The following is a 25,256-nucleotide window of genomic DNA, read 5'->3' as shown; positions in this document are numbered from 1 at the left end:
ACAAAATGGCCGGAGGCGTTCACCGCGCCCTGAACACGACGACGGCCCGGCGGTCCGAAGACCGCCGGGCCGTGCCTTCGCCAGGATGGAACCGCGGCGCTCAGGCGGCGAGCGGCTTGGCGAGCTTCTCGACCGCCGCGTTGACGCGGGCGTTCAGCGGGGCGAACGCCTCATTGGCGACCTTGACCGACAGCTCCTGCAGCTTGGTGGCCTCGGCGACCAGCGAGTCGAAGCTCTGCTTGGCGTAGCTGTTCTGCAGCTCGACCACCTCGTTGATCGACTTCGCCGACAGCAGCGCGCGGCCGGCGGCCACGGACTTGTCGAACGAGGCCTGGGCGAAGGCGACCAGCTCCTTGTTGATGTCCTCGGCGCCCTTGGCGGCGATGGTGCCGGACTTCAGCAGGGCGTCGACGTTCGCCTTGCCGAACGCGGTGTATTCCTCGTAGCTCTTCAGCAACTGGGCCGAGGCCTTCTCGACCTGCTCCTTGGTCGCGGCGACGGTCTGCTCGAAGTGCTTGCTGGCCTGCTCCTGGCCGGCCTTGACGATGCCTTCGAAGTGGTCCTTCGCCTGGGCGGCGACGTCCTCGATGATCAGCTTGGCGGCGGGCTTGGCCTTGAGAGCGGCGGTGGTCATGGTCGCGCTTTCCTTCCTTGACGACGTCCCGCATCGGACCTCAACGGCGGAGTGTCGACGCGGTTGGATGTTGCGGTGCAGCATCGCCAATGTGATCAAGAAGGAGGCAGGAGTCAACGGGAAAATTGTGCACTGCACAAAGACATTCGAAGCTTCGCGGGCTTCGTGTGCGAAGCTTTGCTTAACGAAAGCTTTACCGGCGCGCGTGCCCAATCCTACCCGAACCGTCCGCCGGATGCGTTGCCGCCAGAAGTCGTAGGACCTGCGGCGGGATGCCGCAGCGCGATCCTCGGGACGGAGGAACACTCTCGGGAACGCACCGGCTCATGACCTATTGCCTCGGCATCAAGACCCGCGACGGCCTGATCGGTCTGTCGGACGGCCGCATCACCAGCGGCACGCAGCTGTCCTCGGCGCGCAAGGTGACCATGATGGGGGCGGACGGCGACCGCTTCTTCATCCTGAACTCCGGGCTGCGCAGCGTGCGCGACAAGACGCTGGCCTACCTGCGCCGCGACATGGCGCGGCGCCGGGGCGAGAGCTTCGCCACCATGCTGGACGCGGTCACCGCCTTCTCGCAGTGCCTGCGCCAAGTGTCGGCCGAGGACAAGGAGGCGCTGGAGGCGTCCAAGCTGCACTTCAACCTGCATGCCATCATCGGCGGCCAGCTGGCCGAGGACGACGAGCCGGGCATGTACCTGATCTATCCCGAGGGCAACTGGATCGAGGTGGACGAGCGCACGCCCTATCTGTCGATCGGCGCCACCGCCTACGGCAAGCCGATCCTCGACCGCGCGCTGAAGTACGACACCGACATGTCGACGGCGCTGAAGATCGCCTACCTGTCCTTCGACTCCACCCGCTATTCCTCGAACGACGTCGGCTTCCCCATCGACATGGTCAGCTACGACCGTGCGGGACGGGCGTGGCGGCAGACCAACTTCGACTACGACGACCTGGTCGAGCAGCGCCTGTGGTGGAACCGCAACATCACCGACCTGGTCCGCCGGATGCCGGACGGCCCCTGGGTCGAGACGCTGGTGCCCGAGGCGCTGCGCCAGAAGGATTAGCGGCCCGCCAGAGTCCACGGCCCGAACAGGTGCGTCGGGCCGATGACGCCGTTGGCATCGACGTCGAGCTGGAAGGTCGCGCCCGGGTCGTCGCGCGGAGGGTCCGACTGCGTGCCGGGCGCCGGCAGGGTGGGGAAGGGCACGCCGGTGCCGTCGAGCGCCGCCAGCGGTTCGGCGAAGCGGACATCGACGAAGCGGTGGTCCGGGTACGGGTAGGCGGAGAAGAACCACCGCCCGCCGTGGCAGCCGTTCACCAGCCAGTAGATGCCGTTGGAGCGCAGCCGCAACCGGTCGGGCACGCCGTCGAAGGCGCCGCTCTCGGTCAGCGAGGCGATGAAGGCCAGGAACTGCGGCGCCGTCAGCTTGGTCTGCGCCGTGACGCCGCGCAGATTGGCCAGCGGGTCGGAGGCGTCCATGCGGGCGAGGTCGGTCGCCTGGATCACCCGTGCCTCCAGCACGGCGCCGCCGTCCGCCGGGTCGGCGGTCAGGTCGTAGGTGCGGACGTGCTGGTTGTAGTCGGCGTTGAACACCAGCCGGTAACGCTCGGGCCCGTCGCTGCGGCACGCGCTGCGCAGGTCGTCGCCGCTGACGTAGCTGATCCACGACATCCGGCGCGCCGCCGGGTTGTCGGTGGGTCCCGAAGAGGCGCAGCCGGCGGCCAGGAGCGCGCCCGCCAGTGTCCAGCCCAGCCCTTTAGCCGCCGTCAGCGTCATCGCGTCCCCCTGTCCCATGGAAGGGTCCCACGGCTGAGGTGGGGCCTCACCGCACAACGCGGCAAGTCCCCGTCCGGCAGTCAGCCTAGCCCATTTTCGTCGAAGTTGCTGCGAAATCACAAAGCAGGAAATTAACGAATTCCCGCTAGACACTGATTTGGCTCGTATTTACCATTGCGCTTGTTGACCGGTGCAGGTCGAATTCCGGGGGCATCATGACCGTGACGCAGCGCCGCGCGCACTCCGCCTTGGCTCAACTCGTCCAGGCCGTGCGCTGCGGGCCGGATGCGGTCGCGTTTCTGCGAAACCCGGTCGCGGCGTTCGCCTTCGCCGTGGTGATCGGCGCCGCCCCGGCGTCGGCCGCCCGCTACGAGGCCATCGTCATCGACGCCCGCACCGGCGAGGTGCTGCACGAGCACGACGCCGACGCCCTGACGCCGCCGGCGTCGCTGACCAAGATGATGACCCTCTACCTGACCTTCGACGCGCTGGACGACGGGCGGCTGACGCTCGACCAGGCGCTGCCGGTGTCGGAGTACGCGTCGTCGCAGTCGCCGACCAAGCTGGGCCTGCGTCCCGGCTCGACCATCCGGGTCGAGCAGGCGATCCTCGGCCTGGTCACCAAGTCGGCCAACGACGCCGCGGTGGTGCTGGCGGAGGCGCTGGGCGGCAGCGAGGCCCGCTTCGCCGAGGCGATGACCCGCAAGGCGCGCGAGCTGGGCATGAAGCGCACCGTCTTCCGCAACCCGAACGGCCTGCCCAACCCGGAGCAGGTGACCACGGCGCGCGACTTCGCGGTGCTCAGCCAGGCGATGCTCAAGGATCATCCGAAGTACTACCCGTACTTCAGCCGCCGCAACTTCCTGTACGGCGGCCGCTCGCTGCACAACCACAACCGCCTGATGTCGCGCTACGAGGGCATGGACGGCATCAAGACCGGCTACACGGTGGCGTCCGGCTTCAACCTCGCCGCCTCGGCGGTGCGCGACGGGCACCGGCTGATCGCGGTGGTGATGGGCGGCAAGTCGGCGGTGTCGCGCGACAACCGCATGGCGGTGCTGCTCGACGAGGCGTTCGCCAAGCTGCGCCGCGGCAAGGGGGGTGACCCCGACGCCCCGGTGGTGGCGCAGGCCGTGCCAGTGCCGCAGGTCGCCCGGGCCGTCGAGGACGACGAGGAGGACGAACCGCGTCCCGCGCCGCGCGCCGTGAAGAAGGCGGCGCCGACCCCGAAGAAGGTCGATCCGAAACCGACGTCCATCGCCCAGCTCGCCGCCGCCGTCGCGCCGGCGACGCCGGTCCGCAGCGCCGAGGGCTGGGTCGTGCAGGTCGGGGCGTTCGGCACCAAGGCCGCCGGGCAGAAGGCGCTGACCCAGGCGTCGCGGAAGCTGCCGCGCCTGCTCTCCGCCGCCAAGCCGAGCGTCGTCGAGATCGCCAGCAAGAAGGGCAAGATGTACCGGGCCCGCCTGAGCGGCCTGGACGAGAAGGCGGCCCGTACCGTCTGCACCGAGTTGCTGAAGACCGGCCAGCGCTGCGTCGCCCTGGCGCCGACGGCCGCCGACCGGACCTAATCCGCCACCGGCGGCGCGGCGGGCAGCAGGCGCTGTTCCCGCTCCAGCGCCGCCAGCGCCGGCCCGTAGGCCGCCTCCAGCGCGTCCATCAGGGCGGCCGGGTCGCCGTCGCCCGCCTCGACGGCGCGCTCCAGCGCCTGCGCGGCCTGACGCAGCGCCAGGCAACCGTAGACGCCGGCCACGCCGGCCACCTTGTGCGCCATGGCGCCGGCGGCGGAGCGGTCGCCCGCGGCCCACGCCGCGCGCAGAGTTTCCCGGTAGTCGCCCAGCGCCTTCAGCGTGCTGCCGATCAGCGCCGCCACGCGCGGCGGCGGCAGGGCGTCGAGCATCGGGTCCAGCGCCGTCGGGTCGAACACCGGAGGGCCCTCCGCCGCGTCCGGTGCGGCGCGCCCGTCCAGCACGGGCAGGAGCGCGTCCAGCCGCAGCGGCTTCGCCAGCACGGCGTCGGCGCCGGCGGCGCGGCAGCGGTCGGCGTCCTCGGGCAGGGCGCTGGCGGTCAGCACGACGACGCGCACCGCCGCCTGCGCGCGGTCGGGCAGGGCGCGGATGCGGCGCAGCGCCTCGATGCCATCCATCTCCGGCATGCGCAGGTCGAGCAGCACGAGGTCGAACGGCTGTGCCCGCACCGCCTCCAGCGCGGCGCGGCCGTCGTCCACCACCGTCACCGCGTGGCCGGCGCGGCGCAGCAGGGCGGCGGCCACCGCCTGGGTCATGCGCTCGTCCTCGGCCAGCAGCACGCGCAGGCCGCCCGGCGCGTCGTCCGCCGGCGCCGCGCCGGACTCCGCCGGGGACGGTTCGGCGCGCCGGCGCACGCCGGCGACCAGCACCGCCACGCCGGCCAACGTTGCGGCGAGCACCGGGGCGGCGCGCAGCAGGGCGGCGGCGTTGGCGCGGACGGTGCCGGCGGCGTCGCCGATGCCGTCGGCGGCGCGGCGGGCGAGCTGCGACACCTCCTCCGCCTTGGCGCGTCCGACGCGGGCGCGCTCGGCGATCAATCCGTTGAGCCGGGCCAGCTCCTGCCGCAGCTCGAAGACGTTGCCGGGGTCGAGGCCGAACGCCATCAGCTGGCGCGCCGCCTCCGCGCGGGCGACGCTGGCCGGACCGATCGGCAGCTGGTCGAGCTGTCCTTCCAGCGCGCGTGCGTCGGCGCGGAAGGCGTCCGCGTCCCCGCCGGCGAGCAGCCGGTCGGCCAGCCGCTGCGCGCGCTCGGCGATGCCGTCGCGCGCGCTCAGCAGCGCGGCGGCGCGCGGCCCGTCCGCCAGCGCCTCCCGGGCCAGCGGCGCCAGGGCGGCGCGGAGCGCGGCATGGCGCTCGGGCACCTGGGTCAGGGCGTTGTGCAGTTCGGCCTCGGTGGCGATGCGCGCCTCGACGGCGCGGTCGAGCTCCTCGATTTCGCCGCCCAGGCCGGACAGCGGGCGGCGCAGCCCCTCGATGGTGGCGCGGTGCAGCCCGCTCTGCGCGACCTCCGTCGCGAGGCTGGAGACGTCGCGGGCCTGCCCGTGCAACTCGGCACGGGCGGCGAGGCGGACGGTGCCGGTGCGGGCGTCGGCGAGCGGCGGCGTCGCGACGGCCAGCCGTCCGACGGCCTCGGCCAGCCGCAGCGCCGCCATGGCGGCCGTGTGGTCGCGCGCCGCGCGGTCCTCAACCAGGATCAGGGCGGGGCGGGCGGCCATCCACACCGCGCCCGCCACCACCACCGCCACGGCCAGCCCGCCCAGTGCCGCGCCACCCAGCAGCGCCGCACGGCGCCGCGCGGTGGGGGAGGGCGTGTCGGGCGGCTGTGGCATGCGGGCGCCTCGCGTGCAGGGACGACCGGTTATAGCGCGCGCTGGATGTGCCCGCCACCGGACGATCAGCCTCACCCGCCCATCTGGTCCGGGGCGAACTGCGGGTCCTCGATGCGGTGCAGCCGGGCCGAGGCGACCAGCGCGGTGCGCAGCAGCAGCGCCTTGCGCCGCGCCGGGGCGAGCCGGCTCTCCGGCGCCTCGCGCAGCACCGCGGCGCCGAAGGAGTCCGCCACCATCAGCCCGCAGTCCTCGGGAATCAGGTCGGCGGGGAACGCCTCGTCCACGGCGAAGAAGAAGGCGTCGCACCAGTCCCGGTACTCCGGCCACTTCTGGTCGGTGCGGAAATCGGCGACGCAGCTCTTCACCTCGACGATCACCACGCGGCCGGCCTCGTCCACCGCCAGCACGTCGGCGCGCCGGCCGCTCGCCAGCCGGAACTCGGTCAGGCTGGAGAAGCCGCGCTGCCACAGCGCGCGCCGCACGCCGCGGCAGATCGCGGCGGCGCCGGGGGCGGGGGCATCAGGGGTGTCGGTCATGGGTGGGAACGTGTCGTGAACGAACGGTCCACCATGCGCCGGGGCGGGCGGGCGCATCAAGGGTAAAGTGCGACTGCCCCTCTCCCGCGCAGGGGGGGAGGGTCGGGGAGGGGGCTGCGAACCTAGCCGATCCGCAGCGCCGGCGGCGGGCAGAGGGTGCGGGGCAGGCTGCGGGCGGCCGGGAACAGCAGGATGGCCGTGGTGCCGTGGCCGGGTTCGCTGGTCAGTTCCAGCCGGCCGCCGTGCAGCTCCACCAGCCGCTTGACGATGGGCAGGCCGAGGCCGGTGCCCTCCGCCTCGTGCGCCTTGAAGCCGTCGGCGCGGCCGAACGGCTCCAGCAGGCGCGGCAGCTGCCGCGGGTCGATGCCGATGCCGGTGTCGGCGACCATGATGCCGACGCCGCCGTCCGGCGTGCCGCGGGCCGAAACCACCACGTGCCCGCCCTCCGGCGTGAATTTCACCGCGTTGCTGGCGAGGTTCAGCACCATCTGCCGCAGTGCCCGCACGTCGGCGTGCAGCACCGGCAGGCCGGCCTCCACATCGACGGCGAGGTCGATCCCGCGCTCCAGCGCGGTCTTGCGCACCAGGGCGGCGGCGTGCTGCACCGCCTCGCCGGGGTCGGTGATCTCCTCGCGCAGGCTCAGCTGGCCGGCCTCGATGCGCGACAGGTCGAGGATGTCGTTGATGAGGGCCAGCAGGTGGCCGCCGCTGTCGTGGATGTCCTGGGCGTAGGCGCGGTAGCGCGGGCTGCCCAGCGGCCCCAGCGTTTCCCCCAGCATCAGCTCGGTGAAGCCCATCACGGCGTTCAGCGGGGTGCGCAGCTCGTGGCTCATGTGCGCCAGGAACTCGGTCTTGGCGCGGCTGGCGCGCTCGGCCTGCAGCTTGGCGGCCAGCGCCTCCATCTGGCTGGCGCGCAACGCCTCCTCCTTCTCCTTCAGCGCCCCGATGTCGGAGTGGAGGGAGACCATGCCGCCGTCCGGCGTCGGCCGTTCGCTGGCCAGCAGCCAGCGGCCGCCGATGGTGCGGAACGTGAAGGCGGACTCGGCTTCGGACTTGCGGTGGCGGGCCAGCCGGCGCGTCACCAGCGCCTCGCGCTCCGGCCCGGCCGGCGGGGCGGACGGATCGAGCGCGAGGTAGCGGCGCAGCAGGTCCTCGAACCGGGCGCCGGGCACGATGGCGTCGGCGATCTCCGGGAAGAAGGTTCTGAGCCGGCCGTTGAACTCGACCAGCCGGCCCTGCGCGTCGAACAGGGCGAAGCCCTCGGTGCTGTGCTCCAGCGCCACCCGAACCGGGTCGCCGCCGCCGAGGTCGGCGACCGTGACGCACACGCCGTCGCCGAACGGCGTGGCCGCCACGCGCCAGCGCGCCGTCGCGGTGCCCAGCTTGCGCTGCACCGGCGCGCCGGACGCCAGGGCCTCGGCCAGCACCTCGCCGAGCGCGCGGCAGCCGCCGTCGGCGCCGTCGCGCCGCAGCCGGCGCCCGGCCAGCGGCCCGCCGAACAGCCGCTCCGCCGTCGGATTGGCGGCGCTCCACTCGAAGTCCTCCACCATCCCGCCGGCGCCCCGCACTGCCGCCAGCACGCCCGCGCCATCGGGCAGCGCCGCCAGCAGGGCCGCCGCCGGAACGGCGGAGCCGCCGGATCCGGCGCCGTCAGGGCGCTGCCGTGGGGTATCGGTATGACCAATCATGATGGCAATCATCGGAGGCGGCTTATGAAGAATTCATAAACAATTTCACGCGGGATTTCCCTTCTTTTTGGCTAATAATCTTTAACACCGCAGGCTATGAGTTGAGCGTTTGAGTAAAACTTTAGGGAGGTGCGGGATCGGTCATAGGCTCGTTCGAAGGCGAGGGTTGGCGGATCGGAAGCGGTTTTGTACGCTTGTCGAAGGGGTTACGCGCTGAGGATGGGGATCCTGTGGAGGACGGCGGCGGAAACGCGGTTCAGGAGCCGCTCCTGGTCTTCGACCGGGCGTTGCGGCTGGTCGCCTGGAATACGGCGGCCCAGGCTTTCCCGGCCCTTGCCGGTGCGCTTGCCGAGGGGGTGGCCTTGGCCACGCTGGACGAGCGGCTGGCGGGCGTGCCGGTGCGCGACGCCCGGCTGGCGGACGGCGGGCTGGTGCGCACGCTGGGCGCGGCGCCGGGGCTGAGCGCCGACCGCGGCAGCCGGCTGTTCGCCGCCGCCAGCCATGACCTGCGCCAGCCGCTGGCGGCGCTGTCGCTGCTGGTCGGTGCGCTGGACGGCCGGGTCGCCGAGCCGGCGGCGCGCGACGTGCTGCGCTCCATGTCCGCCGCCGTGCAATCCATGAAGACCATGGTCGACGGCCACTTCGACCTGGTGCGGCTGCAGGCCGGGCTGCTGGAGCCGGAGGTCGGCCGGCACGCCGTGAACGGCATGCTGACGCGGCTGGCGCTCGACTTCGCGCCGCGCTTCGAGGCGCGGCGGCTGCGTTTTTCCGTGCTGCCCTGCTCGGCCATGGTGGAGACCGACGCGACCCTGCTGGAGCGCATCCTGCACGCGCTGCTCGCCAACGCGCTGCGCCACACCGAGCGCGGGCGGGTCCTGCTCGGCTGCCGGCGGCGCGGCGGCGAGCTGCGCATCGAGGTGTGGGACAGCGGCCGCGGCGTGCCGGCGGACCAGCTCGCCCTGCTGCGCGCCGAGCTGGCGCGGCCGCCGGGCGACGAGCAGTCGGGCAGCGTGCTCGGCCTCGGCCTGACGCTGGCGGGCGGGCTGGCGCAACGGCTCGGGCACCGCATCGAAATCGACTCCGTGCCGGGGCGCTGCTCGCGCTTCTCCGTCATCGTGCGCCTGGTGCCGGACCAGGAGGAGGAGCCCGCCGCGCCGCCGCTGCCCGACTCCGGGGCGGAGGCCGACGTCAGCCGCGCCCGCGTGCTGGTCATCGAGGACGACCGGCTGGTCCTGGAGGCGCTGGGCGTTCTGCTCGGCCAATGGGGCTGCGCGGTGATCGGCGCGGAGTCCTTCGACGCCGCCATGGAGGTGCTCGGCCCCGACCCGCAGGCGCCCGACCTGATCATCGCCGACCTGCGCCTCAAGGGCGCGGCCAACGGCATCGTCGCCATCCGGCAGATCGCCAAGGCGCTGGACACCGCGGTACCCGGCCTGGTCCTGACCGGCGACACCGACCCGAAACGCCTGCGCGAGGCCCGGCTGTCCGGCTACCCGCTTCTGCACAAGCCGGTGGCGCCGCTGGCGCTGCGCACGGCGCTCGCCAACCTGCTCGGCCGCGAACGGTTGCGTCCGTGATAATGAATTGTAATCGCGAACATGGTGGCCGGCCTCTTGCTCGCCGGCGTCGATGTCGTCTTTGTAATTGTTGCTCCATCACTTTTGGTTGACGGGATTTCAACAGAATTCCCGCTCCACCGAAGGCTGGAGAAGTCTTGTCTTTCGGCCGATGACGTGGATTTTGCCTTGCAGCATCGACGTCGTTTCGTATGCTTCTAACTCCCTCGGCGGTGCGGTTCCCGGGGGCAGCGGCAGGGTGCGATGGTGTTCGGAGCGGTGCAGAGGCGGAACGGTTTCCCGGCGATCCTTCTCCTGGCAGCGGCCGGGGTGGTGTTGTCGGTCGTCGTCTTCGTCCTGCTGCGCGAGGCCTCGCGCGACGCCGACCGCGCGCTGGTCGAGCGGCAGGTCGTGCAGCTCCAGCAGGCGCTGGTGGACCGCTTCGACCGTCAGGCGCTGCTGCTGCACGCGCTGCGCGGCCTGTTCGCCGGCGGCGCCATGACGCGCAGCGACTTCGCCGCCGCGGTGGCGCCGATGCGGCCACTGTTCCCGGAGCTGGTGGCCGTCGGCTGGGTGCGCCACGTCGTTTCCCGCGACGTCGCCATGGTGGAGCACGACGCGCGCGCCCAGGGCTACCAGGATTTCGCGGCGCACGGCAGGGGCAATGGTGCCCGGCTGCCGGGCGGCGACGACCACTTCATCGTCTCCTACCTGGAGCCGCGCGTCGGCGGCGAGGCGGAGCCGGGACTCGACCTCGCCTCGCTGGAGGGGCGGCGGGCGGTGCTGGAGGAGGCGTGCGCAGCCGGTCGCATCACCGCCACCGGCGCGCTGCCCGCGGGTGACGGCGCGGCGCGCAACGTCGTGCTCTACATGCCGGTCTACGGTGTGTTCGGCGAGCCGAACCACCCCAGCGTCGGCTGCGCCACCGCCGGCGGGCTGTTGATGGCGGAGTTCCGCGTCGACCGCCTGGCGGAGGAGGTGTTCGGCGCCCGTCCCGTGCGCGGCGAGGTCTATCTGCTGGACACCGACGCTCCGGCCGGCCGGCGCCTGCTGGCGGGCCAGGCGGCCCCGGGCGCCCCCCTGCGGGGCGAGGCGGAGCTGGCCGGGCTGTCCCGTTTTGTCGAGGGGCTGGAGGTCGGCGGCCGGCGCTGGGAGGTGGTGCTGGTGCCGCAGCCGGTCCTGCTGGCGCCCGGCGAGATCGGGGCGTACGGCCTGCTGGTGGTCGGGCTGATGCTGACCGGGCTGCTCACCGTCTACCTGCGCCGCGAGGCGCGCGCCAAGGCGCTGCTGCACACCGAGGCGCGGGCGCGCGCCGCCATGGCCCGCATGCTGCGCGACAGCGAGGAACGCTTCCGCCTGGCGCTGCGCCATTCGCGGGTGTCGCTGTTCAGCCAGGACCGCGACCTGCGCTTCGTCTGGGTCTACAACCCGCAGGTGCCCATCCCGGCGGACCGCTTCATCGGCAAGACGCACGCCGACCTGTTCGATTCCCACGACGCCGCCGTGCTCGACGCGCTGAAGCGGCCGGTGATCGAGACCGGCGTCGGCACCCGGCAGGAGGTGCGGGTGACCGTGGCCGGCCGCACGCTGGTCGCCGATCTGGTGGTGGAGCCCCTGCGCGACGAGACCGGGGCGGTCTGCGGCATCATCTGCGCCGAGATCGACGTCACCGAGAGCACCCAGATCAAGGAGGCGCTGGCCGACGCGCACGCCGAGGCGGAGCGCGCCAACCAGGCCAAGACCCGCTTCCTGGCGGCGGCGAGCCACGACCTGCGCCAGCCCTTCCAGGCGATGAGCCTGTTCCACCACATCCTGATGGCCCGCCTGCATGACCCCAAGCAGCTGGAGGTGGCGGGCAAGCTGGGCGAGGCGCTGTCGGCCGGCAACGCGCTGCTGAACGCGCTGCTCGACACCTCGGCGCTGGAGGCCGGCAACGTCAAGCCGCGCATCGGCGAGGTCGCCGTGGGCGACATCGTCGAGCGGCTGGCGACCGAGATGGCCGACCAGGCCGCCGGCAAGGGGCTGGGCTTCCGCACCGTCGGCTGCACGGCCATCGTGCGCAGCGACCCGGTGCTGCTGGAGCGCATGGTGCGCAACCTGCTGGTCAACGCGCTGCGCTACACCGAGGCGGGGAGCATCCTGCTGGGCTGCCGGCGGCGCGGCGCGGTGCTGTCGATCGAGGTGTGGGACACCGGGCCGGGCATTCCCGACGACCAGCTGCAGCGCATCTTCGAGGACTTCTACCGCTGCGACGCCAACCGCAACGACAACACCGGCGGCCTCGGCCTCGGTCTGTCGATCGTGCGGCGCACGTCGCAGATCCTCAACCACCGGGTGACCGTCCGCTCGCGCGTCGGGCGCGGGACGGTGTTCGCCATCGCCATGCCGCTGGGCGCCGACAGCCGCGTCGGCGAGGAGCCGCGGCCGGTGTCCGTGCGGGCCTGATCGCCCGCGCCCGCATGCAGCATTCTGTCGCAGTGCACAATTCCCCGCCGCCAGCCGTTGCGTGAAGCCTGTGCGATGGTGGTATTGCTGCGTTGCAGCAGGGTTATGCTGCGCAACGGAAAGGCGACTTTTGCGTCGCACGTGAAAGAATCCACCGTATCGCGCGGTCTTCGGGAGGTTGATCTGCGCCAGTATGAAAATAGTTAACGGAAAGTAAATACTTTACCGCCGGGGTCGCGCTTGGGGAGGGTGACTTGACTTTCTGCATAGTTCGACAGTAAATATCTTCCGCTCGGCCGCGAGATCAGCGGCGCTTGGCGCCATCGGCTGCGATCCGGCGCCGATTGCTGGTCCTCACCGGCGGGTGATGCGGGAGCTCGGCCCGCGTCCCGGGCGGTGTGCGATGCAGCGCGCCGAACGCTGGAAAAGGGGCGGGCTGTCACGACCGTTTCATCGTGCCGGGGTATGTACGGCCGGTCGCGCAACGCACCAAAAAACAAAAGCCGTCTTCCCTAGGAGCACGCCAGTATGGACACCGTGATCGACGTCGCCAAGAACGGGGCCGCCGCCATGATCGAGAACGTCACCTTCGAAGAAATTGAGATCGGCCAGTCGGCCAGCCTGTCGCGTCGTCTGACGATGTCCGACATCGAGCTGTTCGCCACCGTGTCCGGCGACATCAACCCGGCCCACCTCGACGAGGAGTACGCGGCCGACAGCCTGTTCCACAAGGTGATCGGCCACGGCATGTGGTCGGGCTCGCTGATCTCGGCGGTGCTCGGCACGCTGCTGCCGGGCCCGGGCACCATCTACCTGGGGCAGGACCTGCGCTTCCGCCGCCCGGTCGGCGTGGGCGACGTCATCACCGCCACCGTCACGGCGCGCGAGAAGCGCGACGACAAGCAGGTCGTGGTCTTCGACTGCGTCTGCCTGAACCAGGACGGCAAGGAGGTCGTCACCGGCACCGCCGAGGTCATCGCGCCGACCATGAAGGTCCGCCGCGAGGCGCACGAACTGCCGCAGGTGCAGGTCATCCGCCACGACAAGCACGACGAGATGCTGAAGAAGTGCGAGGCGCTGCCGCCGGTGCCGACCGCCGTCGTGCACCCGTGCGACGAAAGCTCGCTCAAGGGCGCTGTCGAGGCCGCCGAGGCCGGGCTGATCGCCCCGGTGCTGGTCGGTCCGGAGAGCAAGATCCGCTCGGTCGCCGACACCTTCGGCGTCGATCTGGGCCGCTGCCGCATCGTGGACGTCGAGCACAGCCACGCCGCCGCCGAGACCGGCGTCGCGCTCGCCCGCTCCGGCGAGGTCGAGGCGGTGATGAAGGGCTCGCTGCACACCGACGAGCTGATGGCCGAGGTGGTCCGCAAGGAGAAGGGTCTGCGCACCGGCCGCCGTCTCAGCCACGTCTTCGTGATGAACGTGCCGACCTACCCGCGCGCCCTGCTGATCACCGACGCGGCGATCAACATCTACCCGACGCTGGAGGACAAGGTCGACATCGTCCAGAACGCCATCGACCTCGCCAAGGTGCTGGGCGTGGAAACGCCGAAGGTCGCCATCCTCTCGGCGGTGGAGACCATCAACCCAAAGATCGAAACGACGCTGCAGGCCGCCGCGCTGTGCAAGATGGCGGACCGCGGCCAGATCAAGGGCGGCATCCTGGACGGCCCGCTGGCCTTCGACAACGCCATCAGCCTGGAGGCGGCGCGCACCAAGGGCATCAAGTCCGAGGTCGCCGGCCAGCCGGACATCCTGCTGGTGCCCGACCTGGAGGCCGGCAACATGCTGGCCAAGCAGCTGTCGTTCCTGGCCAACGCCGACGCCGCCGGCATCGTGCTGGGCGCGCGGGTTCCGATCATCCTGACCAGCCGCGCCGACAACGTGCGCACCCGGCTGGCGTCCTGCGCCGTCGCCGTGCTGGTGGCCGCCGCGCGCCGCCGCGCCGCCGTGGCGGCGGCCGAGTGAGCGGGGTGTCGGACATGAGCACCGGTAACGCGATCCTGGTCATCAACGCCGGCTCGTCGAGCCTGAAGTTCTCGGTCTTCCGCGAGAAGCCGGGCGGCGACGTGGTGGTGGCGATCAACGGACAAATCTCCGGCATCGGCACCGAGCCGAAGTTCGAGGCGAAGGACACGTCCAGGCGCGTCCTCGCCGACAAGGCCTGGGGGGCGGGGGAGAAGAGCGACCGCACGGCGCTGCTCTCCTACCTGCTCGACTGGGTGGAGGAGCGTCTGGAGGGGGCGAAGCTGATCGCCGCCGGCCACCGCGTCGTGCACGGCGGGTCGAAGTATTCGCACCCCGTGCTGCTGACGCCGGAGGTGATGGCGGAGCTCGACGCGCTGATCCCGCTGGCGCCGCTGCACCAGCCGCACAACCTCGCCGCCATCCGCGCGCTGGCCGAGGCGCACCCGGAGCTGCCGCAGGTGGCGTGCTTCGACACCGCCTTCCACCGCGGCCAGCCCTGGCAGTCGCAGACGTTCGCGCTGCCGCGGGCGATGACCGAGGAGGGCATCCGCCGCTACGGCTTTCACGGCCTGTCCTACGAGTACATCGCCCGCCGCCTGCCCGAGGTGGCGCCGGAGCTGGCGAACGCGCACGTCGTCGTCTGCCACCTGGGCAGCGGCGCCAGCATGTGCGCCGTCAAGGCCGGAAAGAGCATCGACAGCACCATGGGCTTCACCGCGGTGGACGGCCTGCCCATGGGCACGCGCACCGGCCGGCTGGACCCGGGCGTGCTGATCTACCTGATGCGCGCCAAGGGCATGGGCGCGGACGAGCTGGAGAAGCTGCTCTACAACAAGTCGGGCCTGCTCGGCGTGTCGGGCATCTCCAACGACATGCGGGTGCTGCTGGAGTCGGCCGAGCCGCACGCCGCCGAGGCGGTCGAGCTGTTCTGCCACAGCGTCGCCAAGGAGACCGGCGCGCTCGCCGCTTCCATGGGCGGGCTGGACGCCATCGTCTTCACCGCCGGCATCGGCGAGCGCTCGGCCCCGGTGCGGGCGCGGGTGGCGAAGAAGCTGGCGTGGCTCGGCGTCCACCTGGACCCCGACGCCAACGACGCCAACGAGGTGACGATCAGCGCGCCGGACAGCCGCATCCCGGTCTTCGTCATCCCCACCGACGAGGAGCGCATGATCGCCCAGCACACCGTCGAGGTCATGGAGCGGCGCTGAGTCGCGCTCCCGAAACGACGAAAGCCCTCCCCGGGACCGGGGAGGGCTTTTTCGTTTCTAACGCCTACAGGCCCTTCCAGGCCTTCAGGTAGTCGATGAGCTTGCGCTCGTAGAACGGCTGCGGCTGGGAATAGCGGGCGACGAGGCCGGCGGTGCCGTCCATCTTCACCACGATGCCGCGGCAGGCGAACTCGATCCTCTCGTCGCCCGACTGGAAAGCAATGCGGAAGTCGAACTGCTGCTTGGCGATCAGGTCGCCGTCGTAGGGGCGGATGCGGAACGAGCCCATGGCGAATTCCGCCGGCTCGTATTCGTTGCGGTCGATCAGGATGTGCGGCGGTCCGGACGGGCGCTGCTTCGGGCTCGCGCCGGAGCCCTGCGGGGATTTGTCCTTGCCGGTCAATTTCGACAGCCACGACATGACGGTGAGCGCCTTATACAGCCCGGCAAAATGCCGTTAACCGAAACAGTTCGACGCAGTTTGAGTCATATTTCGTTGAGCAAAGGTTAAGGCCCTCGCCGTGTCGCGCGAGGTCATGGGAATTGTGTGCCAGATGCACCCGGCGATGGCAGTGGTGGGCGGTTATGTCGCATGCCGGTAAGGCATGTCTCCCATGTTGTCCCGTTCGCGGCCGAATACTCGTGCGTGTTCTTGAAAGGGTTTAGTCTTCGCTGGAGTTATCCCCTCCCTCCGGCTACTTCACCTTTTCAAAGGTTTTGTGCGTTCGCCATAAGTTTTTTGTGCAAGTGCGAAGGGTGCGGCGCGCCCGACCTTTGCGCAGACCTTTGTGTCGAGCACTTTCGCCAATCCCCTACCACGCAAGAACAGAGGAGAGCAGCCATGATGCACCGCAATGTCGGCGACCTGGTCAGCAACCGCCGCGTGGTGTCTCTGCCCGCGGAGGCTTCGGTTCGGGATGCGGCGGCCCAGATGAAGTCGGCGCACGTCGCCTCGGTGGTCGTCACCGAATCCGGCGACGACCACCTGGAAGGCATCTTCACCGAGCGCGACCTGACCGAACGCGTGGTCGCCGGCGGGCTCGACCCCGAGACGACCCGGCTGTCTGACGTGATGACGCCGTGCCCGATCACGGTGGGACTCGAGACCAGCGTGCGCGACGCGCTGCGCCAGATGTCCAGCAACAGCCTCCGGCACCTGCCGATCGTCGAGGGCGGCAAGGTGGTCGGCGTCATCTCGATGCGCGACTTCCTCGGGGACGAGCTGGCCCTTCTCGACCGCGAGAAGGAGATCATGGAGAGCCTGACCGAGGTTCTGTGACTTCCTGGCGGCTCCCCTGCGCACTCGCTGCCCCGAGGTGCATTCTACCGTTGGGTCTTTTGCCCCCTCCCTAACCCTCCCCCGCTCTCGGCGGATCCGGAGGATCCGCCTGTCGCGTCAGCGCAAGCGAAGCTTGCGCGGGAGCTTCGCGGGAGAGGGAACTCCGCCGCCCTGCCCCCTCCACCGCATCAGCGGGGGAGGGATGGGGAGGGGGCAGCAAGCCTTACCGCATCAGCACGGCGCGGCGGCGCGTCTCGGCCTCGTCGGTGGTGACGATCTCGGTGCCGATGGGCCACAGCGCCAGCCCGGCCAGCTTCAGGTGCGCCCAGGCGAAGGGAATGCCGATGATGGTCAGCGCCAGGCCGACCGCGGTGATCAGGTGGCCGAGCGCCAGCCACCAGCCGGCGAACACGAACCAGAGGATGTTGCCCAGCGTGCCGAGCGGCCCGGTGCCAAGATCCTCGCGCCCGTAGGCGTCGCGGCGCACCGCCGTCTGGCCGAAGGGCAGCAGCGCGTACCACGCCATGGTCAGCGCCGCGCGCGCCCAGGGGATGCCGATGATGGTGATGACCATGATCACCGCCGCCAGCAGCCAGGCGGCGGCCATCCACAGGCCGCCGAAGACGACCCAGAGAATGTTGAGGACGAGGCTGACGACGGGCATGGGCGGATCTCCTTCCGCCCCTATGTGGGGTTGAGCCCGGCGCACTCAAGAGCGCGGGAGGACGCTACATGCCCTGCGCGGTCAGCGCCGCCTGGGTGCGGTTGCGCACGCCGAGCAGGCGGAGGATCGCCGTGACGTGCACCTTCACCGTGCCCTCGGTCAGGCCCAGCTCGTGGGCGATCTGCTTGTTCGACTTGCCCTCGCGCAGCCGTTCCAGCACCTCGCGCTGGCGCGGGGTCAGCTGTTCGCCGCCGCCGGGGCCGACGTTGGTCAGCGTGTCGTCGGCCAGCACGTCGGGGTTGGTCACCAGATCGCCGCGGATCGCCTCCGCCGGCACGTAGATGCCGCCGGCCAGCACCAGCTGCAGGGCGCCCAGCAGCACCTTGGCGCTGGATGACTTGGGAATGTAGCCGGCGGCGCCATTCTCCAGCGCCGACATCAGGTCGGCCCGCCGCTCCGACCCCGAGACCACCACCAGCAGCGCCCGCGGCAGTCGCGCGTGGATGCCCCCCAGCTCGTTGAACCCGGTCCAGCCGGGCATGCCTAAGTCGAGCAGGATCAGGTCGAACTCCGTGCCGCCGTCGGTCAGCGCCCGCACCTCGTCAAAAGTACTGGCCTCGAAGAAGGTCATTTCCTCCTTGAACTGCGACAAGAGCCGCCGCAGTCCGTCCCGGAACAGGAGGTGATCGTCGGCGATCAGCACGTTCATAGAGTGGCCCTTTGCCGGTTCCTGGGCGGAGGATTGTTGCACCTTAGTGGCAGGCGCTTGATCGAAAGCTCTTGTCAATTAATGCTTGGGGGGAGTGCGGGTAAAGTGCGCTTTTGGTGCTACGACGGGGCACATAGACAAAAGGATGGGGCCGAAAGGCCAAGGACAAAAGGATAGGTGAACAAGGAGCGGCCGGCCGCGGGGCTGCGGCCGGCCCAAGTGGGGGATCCGGAAAGAAGGGGAAGACTCCGGCCTCAGGCCATGCCGGCGCCGACCGTCGCGTCCGCCGTCTGCTCGCCGATGCCGTTGTTGAGTGCCCAGATGGCGGCCTGCGTGCGGTTGGATGCGTTGATCTTGCGCAGCAGGCTCTTGAGGTGGACCTTCACGGTCGCCTCGGTGATGTTCAGATGGTTGGCGATCATCTTGTTGGAATTGCCGTTCAGCAGGCAGCGCAGGATCTGCACCTCGCGCTGCGACAGGCCCTTGCGGCGCGCCGGCACTTCGGCGCCCATGTCGTCGGCCCGGCCGGACACCAGCAGTTCGGCCAAGTGGGTCGGGAACACCTTCTCGCCCATCATCACCAGGCGCAGCGACTGCATCAGCGCCTCGCAGGCGATGTCCTTCATCAGGTAGCCGTCCGCCCCGGCGCCCAGCGCGCCGGACAGGCGGCGGGTGCACAGGTCGCTGGTCAGGATGACGACGCGGATCTGCGGATGCTGGGTGCGCAGCAGCCGCATCGCCTCCACCTCGTCCTCCGTGCCGTTGGCGAGGTCGATCAGGATCAGTTCCGGACGGGACGCCGCCGTCTCGACAGCGGGCACGCCTTCGCGCAGGCTGCCGGCCTCGCCGATGACCTTGAACGGGGAATCTTCGAACAGCCGCTTCATGCCCTCGCGGAAGAGCTTGTTCGCATCGATCAGGTAAACGTTCACGGGATCCATCGTCGTCTGCCCGTCCTTGGCTGTGTTCACGTCGGTGGCATGTCCCGACTCATCGGGACATGCCGCTTCGGGGGAAGACCGCGACCGCCTTTCGGCGCCGGGGTGTGCCACGTTTCGTCGAGACGATACCCCAGATTCGCAGGACAGAAAATTTCTCGAAAGTACCAATCGCGGCATGAAATCGGCATATGCCCTATGACGGGTTAAGACAAACCGTGGGTCCTAGCGCTCTGCCCTTGGGGAGGCGGAGTAAACGGACGCTCCGATGCGCTGTCGTTCGGCGGCTTTTACCGGCGTTGCGGCGATCAATGCCTGCCTCGTCTGCAACGTGTCTTGCGCGCCTCGCCGTCAATCCTGTATGCAGGAACATGGAGCCAGCCGGCCAGGCGCCCAGGGGCGTATGACCGAGGGCCGAGCGGCCCGCCTCGCCCGGGGGGCTTCGTCGGGCGTGCGCGGGCGTGCTATAGGATGGCGCCATGACCGATGCCTTCGACGACGATCCCCTGAGCCAGCTCGGCTCCCACGGCGGCGCCCCCATCGCGCCGGCCCCGCGTTTCGCCTACCTGGACGGCCTGAACCCGGTCCAGCGCGAGGCGGTGGAGGCGCTGGACGGCCCCGTCCTGGTGCTCGCCGGCGCCGGCACCGGCAAGACGCGGGTGCTGACCACGCGCCTCGCCCACCTGCTGATGACGCGGCGGGCGATGCCGTTCCAGATCCTCGCCGTGACCTTCACCAACAAGGCGGCGCGCGAGATGCGCGAGCGCGTGGCCTCCCTGGTCGGCATGGAGCCGGAGGGCTGGTGGCTCGGCACCTTCCACGCGCTGGCCGCGCGCATCCTGCGCCGCCACGCCGAGCTGGTCGGGCTGAAGTCCAACTTCACCATCCTCGACACCGACGACCAGATCCGCCTGATCAAGCAGTTGCTGGAGGCGGAGAACGTCGATTCCAAGAAGTGGCCGGCCCGTCAGGTGCTCGGCGCGATCGAGCGCTGGAAGGACCGCGGCCTGACGCCCGACAGGCTGACCGAGGCCGACGGCGGCGACGTGGCCGGCGGCCGGCTGGTGGCGCTGTACCGCCAGTACCAGGACCGCCTGCGCACGCTGAACGCCTGCGACTTCGGCGACCTGCTGCTGCACACGCTGATCATTTTCCAGACCCACGCCGACGTCCTGGCCGAGTATCACCGCAAGTTCCGCTACATCCTGGTGGACGAGTACCAGGACACCAACGTGGCGCAGTACCTGTGGCTGCGCATCCTCTCCCAGGCGCACAAGAACATCTGCTGCGTCGGCGACGAGGACCAGTCGATCTACGCGTGGCGCGGCGCCGAGATCGGCAACATCCTGCGCTTCGAGACCGACTTCCCGGGTGCCAAGATCATCAAGCTGGAGCAGAACTACCGCTCCACCGGCCACATCCTGGCCGCCGCGTCCGGCGTGATCGCCCACAACAAGGGCCGCCTGGGCAAGACGCTGTGGACCCAGGCCGAGGGCGGCGATCGCGTGCGCGTCCGCGGCGTCTGGGACGGCGAGGAGGAGGCCCGCTGGATCGGCGAGGAGGTGGAATCGCTGCAGCGCCTCGGCGTGTCGCTGGGCCACATGGCGGTGCTGGTGCGCGCCGGCTTCCAGACCCGCGAGTTCGAGGAGCGCTTCATCACCCTGGGCCTGCCCTACAAGGTGATCGGCGGCCCGCGCTTCTACGAGCGGCAGGAGATCCGCGACGCGCTGGCCTACCTGCGCGTGGTGAACTCGCCCGACGACGACCTTGCCTTCGAGCGCATCGTCAACGTGCCGAAGCGCGGCATCGGCCCGGCGGCGCTGCAATGCCTCTACACCGCGGCGCGCGGGCAGGGGATCCCGCTGACCGAGGCCGGCTGGGCGCTGACCGAGACCGACGAGCTGAAGCCCAAGGTGCGCGGCACGGTGCGCACGCTGCTGCAGGACTTCTTCCGCTGGCGCGGCCTCGCGCTGACCATGCCGCACACCGATCTGGCGCGCATGGTGCTGGACGAGTCCGGCTACACCCGCATGTGGCAGGAGGACAAGTCGCCCGAGGCGCCGGGCCGGCTGGAGAACCTCAAGGAACTGATCACCGCCATGGCGGAGTTCGAGAACCTCGGCGGCTTCCTCGAACACGTCGCCCTGGTCATGGAGAACGCCGAGGCCGCCGGGGCCGAGCAGATCACGCTGATGACCCTGCACGGCGCCAAGGGCCTGGAGTTCGACGTCGTCTTCCTGCCCGGCTGGGAGGAGGGCGTGTTCCCCAACCAGCGCGCGCTGGACGAGACCGGCATCGCCGGCCTGGAGGAGGAGCGCCGCCTCGCCTACGTCGGCCTGACGCGGGCGCGCAAGCGGGCCTACGTCACGCACGCCGCCAACCGCCGCCTGTACGGCAACTGGGTCAGCGCCATCCCCTCGCGCTTCGTGGACGAGCTGCCGCCGGAGAACGTCGAGGCGGAGGCGGCCAGCGGCCTCTATGCCGGGGCAAGCGCGGCCGGGTTCGGCGGCGGGTTCCGGGATGCCGGGCCGGGCGGCTTCAGCTTCAAGGGCTCGCAGCGCCAGCCGCCGGCGCCGCGCGGCGTGACGCTGGAGGGCACCGCCTACCACGTCGAGGCGCGCGCCCGGCCGTCCTCGCCCTACGGCGAGGGGGAGCGGGTGTTCCACCAGAAGTTCGGCTACGGCACCGTGGTGGCGGTCGAGCAGGACAAGCTGGAGATCGCCTTCGACGAGGCCGGCACCAAGAAGGTGATGGACGCCTTCGTGGTGCCCGCGGACAAGGCGGGGTGAGGACCGAATCCCATTGATCCCCACGCCCCTTCCGGCCCAGGATCGGTGAGGATTTCGGAGGTTTGTGAACCCGTGTTCAAAGGCAACGCCCTCTTCGAGGTGCAGGTCCGCGTCGACGACCGCTGGCGGATGGAGGCCACCTTCACCGAGGAGCAGGCGGCGCTGTCCTGCGCCCGCGTGCAGATGACCGTGGCCGGCGTGCAGGAGGTGAAGGTCTTCAAGTCGCGCAGCCTCGCCGGGCTGGCGATCCAGACCGCCATCTTCCACCGCAAGGTGCCGGAGCAGAAGTCCAAGCCGCTGACCATCGCCGGCACCGCCGAGGGCGCCCCCTACTGCACCGAACTGGCCGATCTGTACGGGTTCGAGAGCCGCGTCGTCATCGGCCGGCTGCTGCGCCAGTTCCTCGACAAGTTTCAGGTGACGCCGACCGAGCTGCTGCACGGCTGGACCTACGCCCGCAAGCTGGACGAGCAGGGCACGCTGATGGGCGCGGCCATCCATGCGGTTGCCCGCCACCACGGCGACACCCGCAAGGTCGCGGTTGCTGCGCGGGTGAAGGAGCTGCGCGCGCTGGTCGACCGCGCGCTGGTCCGTGCCCGCGATTTCAACGCCGAGCGCAAGCGCCTGCCGGCCTTCGACGAGTCCGACCTCGCGGCCACCAGCCGCCGCATCGGGCAGGCGGTGGGGGCGGAGGAGCACGACTTCGTATTCCTGGCCATGCTCAGCCAGTACCTGACCAACGCCAACTCGCTGGCCGGCAAGATGGAACTGCTGGTCAAGATGATGGCCCGCACCGACGATCCGCACCTCTCGGCGCTGCTGGAGGGCGTGGTCGCCGACGGGCTGGGCGCGGCCGACGTGGTGAAGGAGCTGCTGGGCGCGCAACCGACGCTGGCCGCCGGCCTGTGCGCGCTGGCCGACACGCTGTACGGCCGCCGGCCGGGCGAGAAGGACGTGCCGGTGCACCCGCTGCTCGCCTGCATCGGGGCGCTGACCGTCACCGGCCGGGCGCCGAGCTGCCGCATCGTGCTGCTGGAGCGCGTGCGCTCCGCCCTCAACAGCGACCAGCCGCTCGACCGCAAGGACGCCAAGGCCGAGGCGGCGCTGGTGGAGACCCTCGCGCTGCGGCTGAAGGGGGCGGACGGCACGCTGCTGGGCGGCGCGGAGACCGAGAAGGCGCTGGCCAAGCGCCTGCTGCGCCACCGTCAGGCGATCCTGCGCCAGCAGGGCATGCACGACATCGCCGACCGCCTGGCCGGCACCTTGCGGCCGGGGGAGGGGTGAGGTCGGTGACAACCCGGAACACGGATTGCACAGATTTGAGCACGGATTTCACGGATCTTTTCTCATCGCGCCCGGCAACGCCTTGCGGAGGAGCAGGCGTGCCGCACGCATAAGAAAATCCGTGTAATCCGTGCCTCAATCCGTGCAATCCATGTGAACGTTGTGCCCGTGGCGTCCGTCAGCGACGGGCGATCGTCCTCAGTACCCGCCCTTCTTGCCGGTGCCGACGAACTTGAAGTCGCCCTTGAACTCGAACGGCTTCCACCAGGCCTGCACGCCGGTCTCCTTGTCGGTGTGGCGCAGGAAGACCTGCGTGTGGCCGTGCGCGTCGGTGCCCGGCGGCGCGATGCGGAAGGTCACGTCGTACTGGCCGGGGCCGCTCAGCGCCACGTTGGCGCCGTAGTGCGGGCCGTCGTTGGCGACCATCGCGTGCAGCGTGCCGCTGGCCTTCCAGTCGCTGCCGCGCTTGGCGATGGTGTAGTCCACCGTCAGGTAGGGGATCCAGGAATCCTCACGGAAGCCGTTCGGGTTGTCCTTCAGCGCCTTGATGTCGGCTTCCAGGTGGATGTCGGTCTTCTTGGCGTCCTGGTCGGCCATGGCCGGCTGCATGACCACCGGCTGCAGGTACACGCCGATGACGTTCAGGCCATTCTTCTCGAGGGGCTGGCCGATGGGCTGCTCGCCGGCGAAGGCCGGCGCGGCGGCGAGGCCGAGCGCCAGGACGGCGGCGGCAAGGGGGCGTGCGGACAGAGTCATAGCGTGCTCTCCGAAAGGTCGTGAGGGAGGGTTGGGGAAACGATCAGGCGCCGAACAGCGCCGGGTACCAGGCGGCGCCGATGGCGAAGCTGCCGAGGGCGCCGGGTAGGAGGGGAATCCAGCGCGTCGTCGCCGGCACGCCCTGCGCCGCCAGAAGGCGGTCGCCGAGCCGCAGGCTCCACAGCGCGCCGAGCGCGAAGCACAGGCCCTTGGCGCCGAGCACCGCCGCCGGCCCGAGGCCGAGCAGCGCCAGCGTGTCGAACAGCCCGCCGCCGAGGCCGAGCAGCAGCGACACCATGGCGACCGGGGCGTACTGATAGCCGAGCTGGACGAAGCGGGCCTTCCATTCAGCGCCCGGCGCCAGCCGCGCCGACAGCCAGGCGGAGGCCGCGGTGGTGGCCGACAGCGTCGCCGTCAGCGCCGCCAGCCAGCTCAGCATGTAGCCGACGATCAGGATGAAATCGAGCCAGCGGAACACCTCGCGGCGCTCCGGATAGACCGCCATCAGCCAGCGCGGCCCCGGCTCGCCCAGCCAGTACCAGCCCTGGTCGATGCCCCAGTCGCCGACCGCCATGCGCAGGTGCTGGTACGACGGCAGCACCAGCCACAGGAAGCCGCCCAGTGCCACACCGGTGCCCATGAACAGGAACAGCACCTCGGACAGGCTGGGGTTGTGCGCCGACACCGTCTCGATCTCGGTGCCGGGCACGCGCAGCTTCAGGTACAGCCCGCCCTGCGAGGACGGGCCGACGCAGCGGAAGCACTCGATGCAGTGGCGGGATTCGGTCTTGCGCTTCAGGTCGATCAGCGTCGGGCAGACGGTCTTCTCGGTCCAGCGGTCGCCGCCCGGCTCCGGCCGCTTCGGCGCGAACTCGACGGCGCCCAGGCGCGAATAGACGCCGAGCAGCAGACCGATCGGGCAGGCGTGCCGGCACCACGCGCGCTTGCCGCGCCCGAACAGGAAGCCGATGACCAGCGCCGCCGCGAAGACCGAGCCGAACAGGATGGCGGCGGCCTCGGGATGGTCGCGCACGCCCACCGTCTGGCCCCACACGGTGACCAGGATGAAGCTGGCGACCGGCGTGCCCGGCCAGCGCAGCCACGCCGGCACCGGCCGTTTCAGCCCGACCTTGCCCGCCCATTCCGACCCGGCGCCCATCGGGCAGAGCAGACCGCACCAGCTGCGTCCGGTCAGCACCACCGACAGGAACGCCAGCGGGAACCACAGGCCCCACAGCAGCGTGTGCGCCATCACCGTGAAGTGGTCGAACGGCCCGTCCTCGGCGCCCGGGTCGTCGAGCAGCAGCGGCACGAACAGGATGGCGAGGAAGCCGACGAACATCACCCCGTGCGCCACCGGCAGCCAGGGCCGCAGCCATACGAACAGCCGCTCCAGCGCCGCGCCCAGCGCGGTCAGGCGCCCGCCACGGCGGAACGGAACGGCGCGCTGGGCGGCGCAGCCGTCGATCGTGTCCGGAAGCCGATGCGTGTCCATGAGCCGCCCGCTGCGGTGCAATTGCAAATCGTTCGCGTATCAGGCTCGCATTTGAGACTGGATCGCAATGCGACAGTGCGTCGCACCCCATGGACGCTTCGGGTTCTCGTCGCCGGAAAACGTCGCAAGAACCGGGTGTCGCGCCCGGGCGGCCTCTGACACGGTTGGG

General features: G+C 70.5%; 20 protein-coding genes. 9 read left to right on the top strand and 11 right to left on the bottom strand.

The window, feature by feature from the left end:
* Positions 1-100: 100 nt before the first annotated feature.
* Complete coding sequence (locus ACRWK7_RS07175; protein ID WP_431855513.1) at positions 101-634, bottom strand: phasin family protein; 534 nt, start codon at positions 632-634, stop codon at positions 101-103.
* A 326-nt stretch (positions 635-960) separates the two neighbouring features.
* Here ACRWK7_RS07175 and ACRWK7_RS07170 point away from each other — a divergent pair, with 326 nt between their 5' ends.
* Positions 961-1,704 carry a peptidase gene (locus ACRWK7_RS07170; RefSeq protein ID WP_431855512.1) on the top strand — a complete coding sequence of 248 codons (744 nt, stop codon included), beginning with the start codon at positions 961-963 and terminating at the stop codon, positions 1,702-1,704.
* Here ACRWK7_RS07170 and ACRWK7_RS07165 read toward each other — a convergent pair.
* Entirely contained in the window at positions 1,701-2,435 is a 735-nt protein-coding gene (locus ACRWK7_RS07165) for a hypothetical protein (RefSeq protein ID WP_431855511.1), read from the bottom strand. The two genes, ACRWK7_RS07170 and ACRWK7_RS07165, sit on opposite strands and share 4 nt — an antisense overlap.
* 197 nt (positions 2,436-2,632) lie before the next feature.
* On the opposite strand from ACRWK7_RS07165, the gene ACRWK7_RS07160 reads away from it, so the two are divergent.
* Positions 2,633-3,985, top strand: coding sequence for a serine hydrolase (locus ACRWK7_RS07160; RefSeq protein ID WP_431855510.1), 1,353 nt, complete (start codon positions 2,633-2,635; stop codon positions 3,983-3,985).
* Here ACRWK7_RS07160 and ACRWK7_RS07155 read toward each other — a convergent pair.
* The 3 genes from ACRWK7_RS07155 to ACRWK7_RS07145 form a co-directional block, all read right to left on the bottom strand.
* Positions 3,982-5,772, bottom strand: coding sequence for a response regulator (locus ACRWK7_RS07155; RefSeq protein WP_431855509.1), 1,791 nt, complete (start codon positions 5,770-5,772; stop codon positions 3,982-3,984). The two genes, ACRWK7_RS07160 and ACRWK7_RS07155, sit on opposite strands and share 4 nt — an antisense overlap.
* Positions 5,773-5,843: 71 nt before the next feature.
* Entirely contained in the window at positions 5,844-6,308 is a 465-nt protein-coding gene (locus tag ACRWK7_RS07150; RefSeq protein ID WP_431855508.1) for an MmcB family DNA repair protein, read from the bottom strand.
* Between the two features lie 122 nt (positions 6,309-6,430).
* Complete coding sequence (locus ACRWK7_RS07145; protein WP_431855507.1) at positions 6,431-7,996, bottom strand: sensor histidine kinase; 1,566 nt, start codon at positions 7,994-7,996, stop codon at positions 6,431-6,433.
* Between the two features lie 230 nt (positions 7,997-8,226).
* Between ACRWK7_RS07145 and ACRWK7_RS07140 the strand changes: the two genes are divergently transcribed.
* The 4 genes from ACRWK7_RS07140 to ACRWK7_RS07125 all read left to right on the top strand — a co-directional run bounded on the left by ACRWK7_RS07140 (position 8,227) and on the right by ACRWK7_RS07125 (position 15,173).
* Positions 8,227-9,573, top strand: coding sequence for an ATP-binding response regulator (locus ACRWK7_RS07140; RefSeq protein ID WP_431855506.1), 1,347 nt, complete (start codon positions 8,227-8,229; stop codon positions 9,571-9,573).
* Between the two features lie 243 nt (positions 9,574-9,816).
* The gene (locus tag ACRWK7_RS07135; RefSeq protein WP_431855505.1) at positions 9,817-11,997 is read left to right on the top strand and encodes a sensor histidine kinase; all 2,181 of its coding nucleotides are present in this window, start codon (positions 9,817-9,819) and stop codon (positions 11,995-11,997) included.
* A 570-nt stretch (positions 11,998-12,567) separates the two neighbouring features.
* Entirely contained in the window at positions 12,568-13,965 is a 1,398-nt protein-coding gene (locus ACRWK7_RS07130; RefSeq protein ID WP_431855566.1) for a bifunctional enoyl-CoA hydratase/phosphate acetyltransferase, read from the top strand.
* Positions 13,966-13,979: 14 nt separating this feature from the next.
* Positions 13,980-15,173, top strand: coding sequence for an acetate/propionate family kinase (locus ACRWK7_RS07125; RefSeq protein ID WP_431855504.1), 1,194 nt, complete (start codon positions 13,980-13,982; stop codon positions 15,171-15,173).
* Between the two features lie 64 nt (positions 15,174-15,237).
* Here the strand turns inward: ACRWK7_RS07125 and ACRWK7_RS07120 are convergent, their stop codons facing one another.
* Positions 15,238-15,594: a hypothetical protein gene (locus ACRWK7_RS07120; RefSeq protein ID WP_431855503.1), complete on the bottom strand. Its 357-nt coding sequence runs from the start codon at positions 15,592-15,594 to the stop codon at positions 15,238-15,240.
* 420 nt (positions 15,595-16,014) lie between these two features.
* Here ACRWK7_RS07120 and ACRWK7_RS07115 point away from each other — a divergent pair, with 420 nt between their 5' ends.
* Positions 16,015-16,452 (top strand): CBS domain-containing protein, encoded by a 438-nt coding sequence (locus tag ACRWK7_RS07115; RefSeq protein WP_431855502.1) that lies wholly within the window; start codon positions 16,015-16,017, stop codon positions 16,450-16,452.
* A 223-nt stretch (positions 16,453-16,675) separates the two neighbouring features.
* On the opposite strand, the gene ACRWK7_RS07110 is transcribed toward ACRWK7_RS07115, so the two are convergent.
* The 3 genes from ACRWK7_RS07110 to ACRWK7_RS07100 form a co-directional block, all read right to left on the bottom strand.
* Positions 16,676-17,116 carry a YccF domain-containing protein gene (locus ACRWK7_RS07110; protein ID WP_431855501.1) on the bottom strand — a complete coding sequence of 147 codons (441 nt, stop codon included), beginning with the start codon at positions 17,114-17,116 and terminating at the stop codon, positions 16,676-16,678.
* A 64-nt stretch (positions 17,117-17,180) separates the two neighbouring features.
* Entirely contained in the window at positions 17,181-17,825 is a 645-nt protein-coding gene (locus ACRWK7_RS07105) for a LuxR C-terminal-related transcriptional regulator (protein ID WP_431855500.1), read from the bottom strand.
* A gap of 254 nt (positions 17,826-18,079) precedes the next feature.
* Positions 18,080-18,766, bottom strand: a complete 687-nt coding sequence (locus tag ACRWK7_RS07100; protein ID WP_431855565.1) for a LuxR C-terminal-related transcriptional regulator — start codon at positions 18,764-18,766, stop codon at positions 18,080-18,082.
* 476 nt (positions 18,767-19,242) lie between these two features.
* Here ACRWK7_RS07100 and ACRWK7_RS07095 point away from each other — a divergent pair, with 476 nt between their 5' ends.
* The gene (locus tag ACRWK7_RS07095; RefSeq protein WP_431855499.1) at positions 19,243-21,552 is read left to right on the top strand and encodes an ATP-dependent helicase; all 2,310 of its coding nucleotides are present in this window, start codon (positions 19,243-19,245) and stop codon (positions 21,550-21,552) included.
* 72 nt (positions 21,553-21,624) lie between these two features.
* The gene (locus ACRWK7_RS07090) at positions 21,625-22,836 is read left to right on the top strand and encodes a hypothetical protein (protein ID WP_431855498.1); all 1,212 of its coding nucleotides are present in this window, start codon (positions 21,625-21,627) and stop codon (positions 22,834-22,836) included.
* A gap of 198 nt (positions 22,837-23,034) precedes the next feature.
* On the opposite strand, the gene ACRWK7_RS07085 is transcribed toward ACRWK7_RS07090, so the two are convergent.
* Positions 23,035-23,592, bottom strand: a complete 558-nt coding sequence (locus ACRWK7_RS07085; protein WP_431855497.1) for an iron transporter — start codon at positions 23,590-23,592, stop codon at positions 23,035-23,037.
* Between the two features lie 43 nt (positions 23,593-23,635).
* Entirely contained in the window at positions 23,636-25,087 is a 1,452-nt protein-coding gene (locus ACRWK7_RS07080) for a 4Fe-4S binding protein (RefSeq protein WP_431855496.1), read from the bottom strand.
* Positions 25,088-25,256 lie beyond the last annotated feature (169 nt).

The organism is Azospirillum sp., from assembly GCF_050789165.1.
This window is presented reverse-complemented; position numbering and strand designations above follow the sequence as displayed.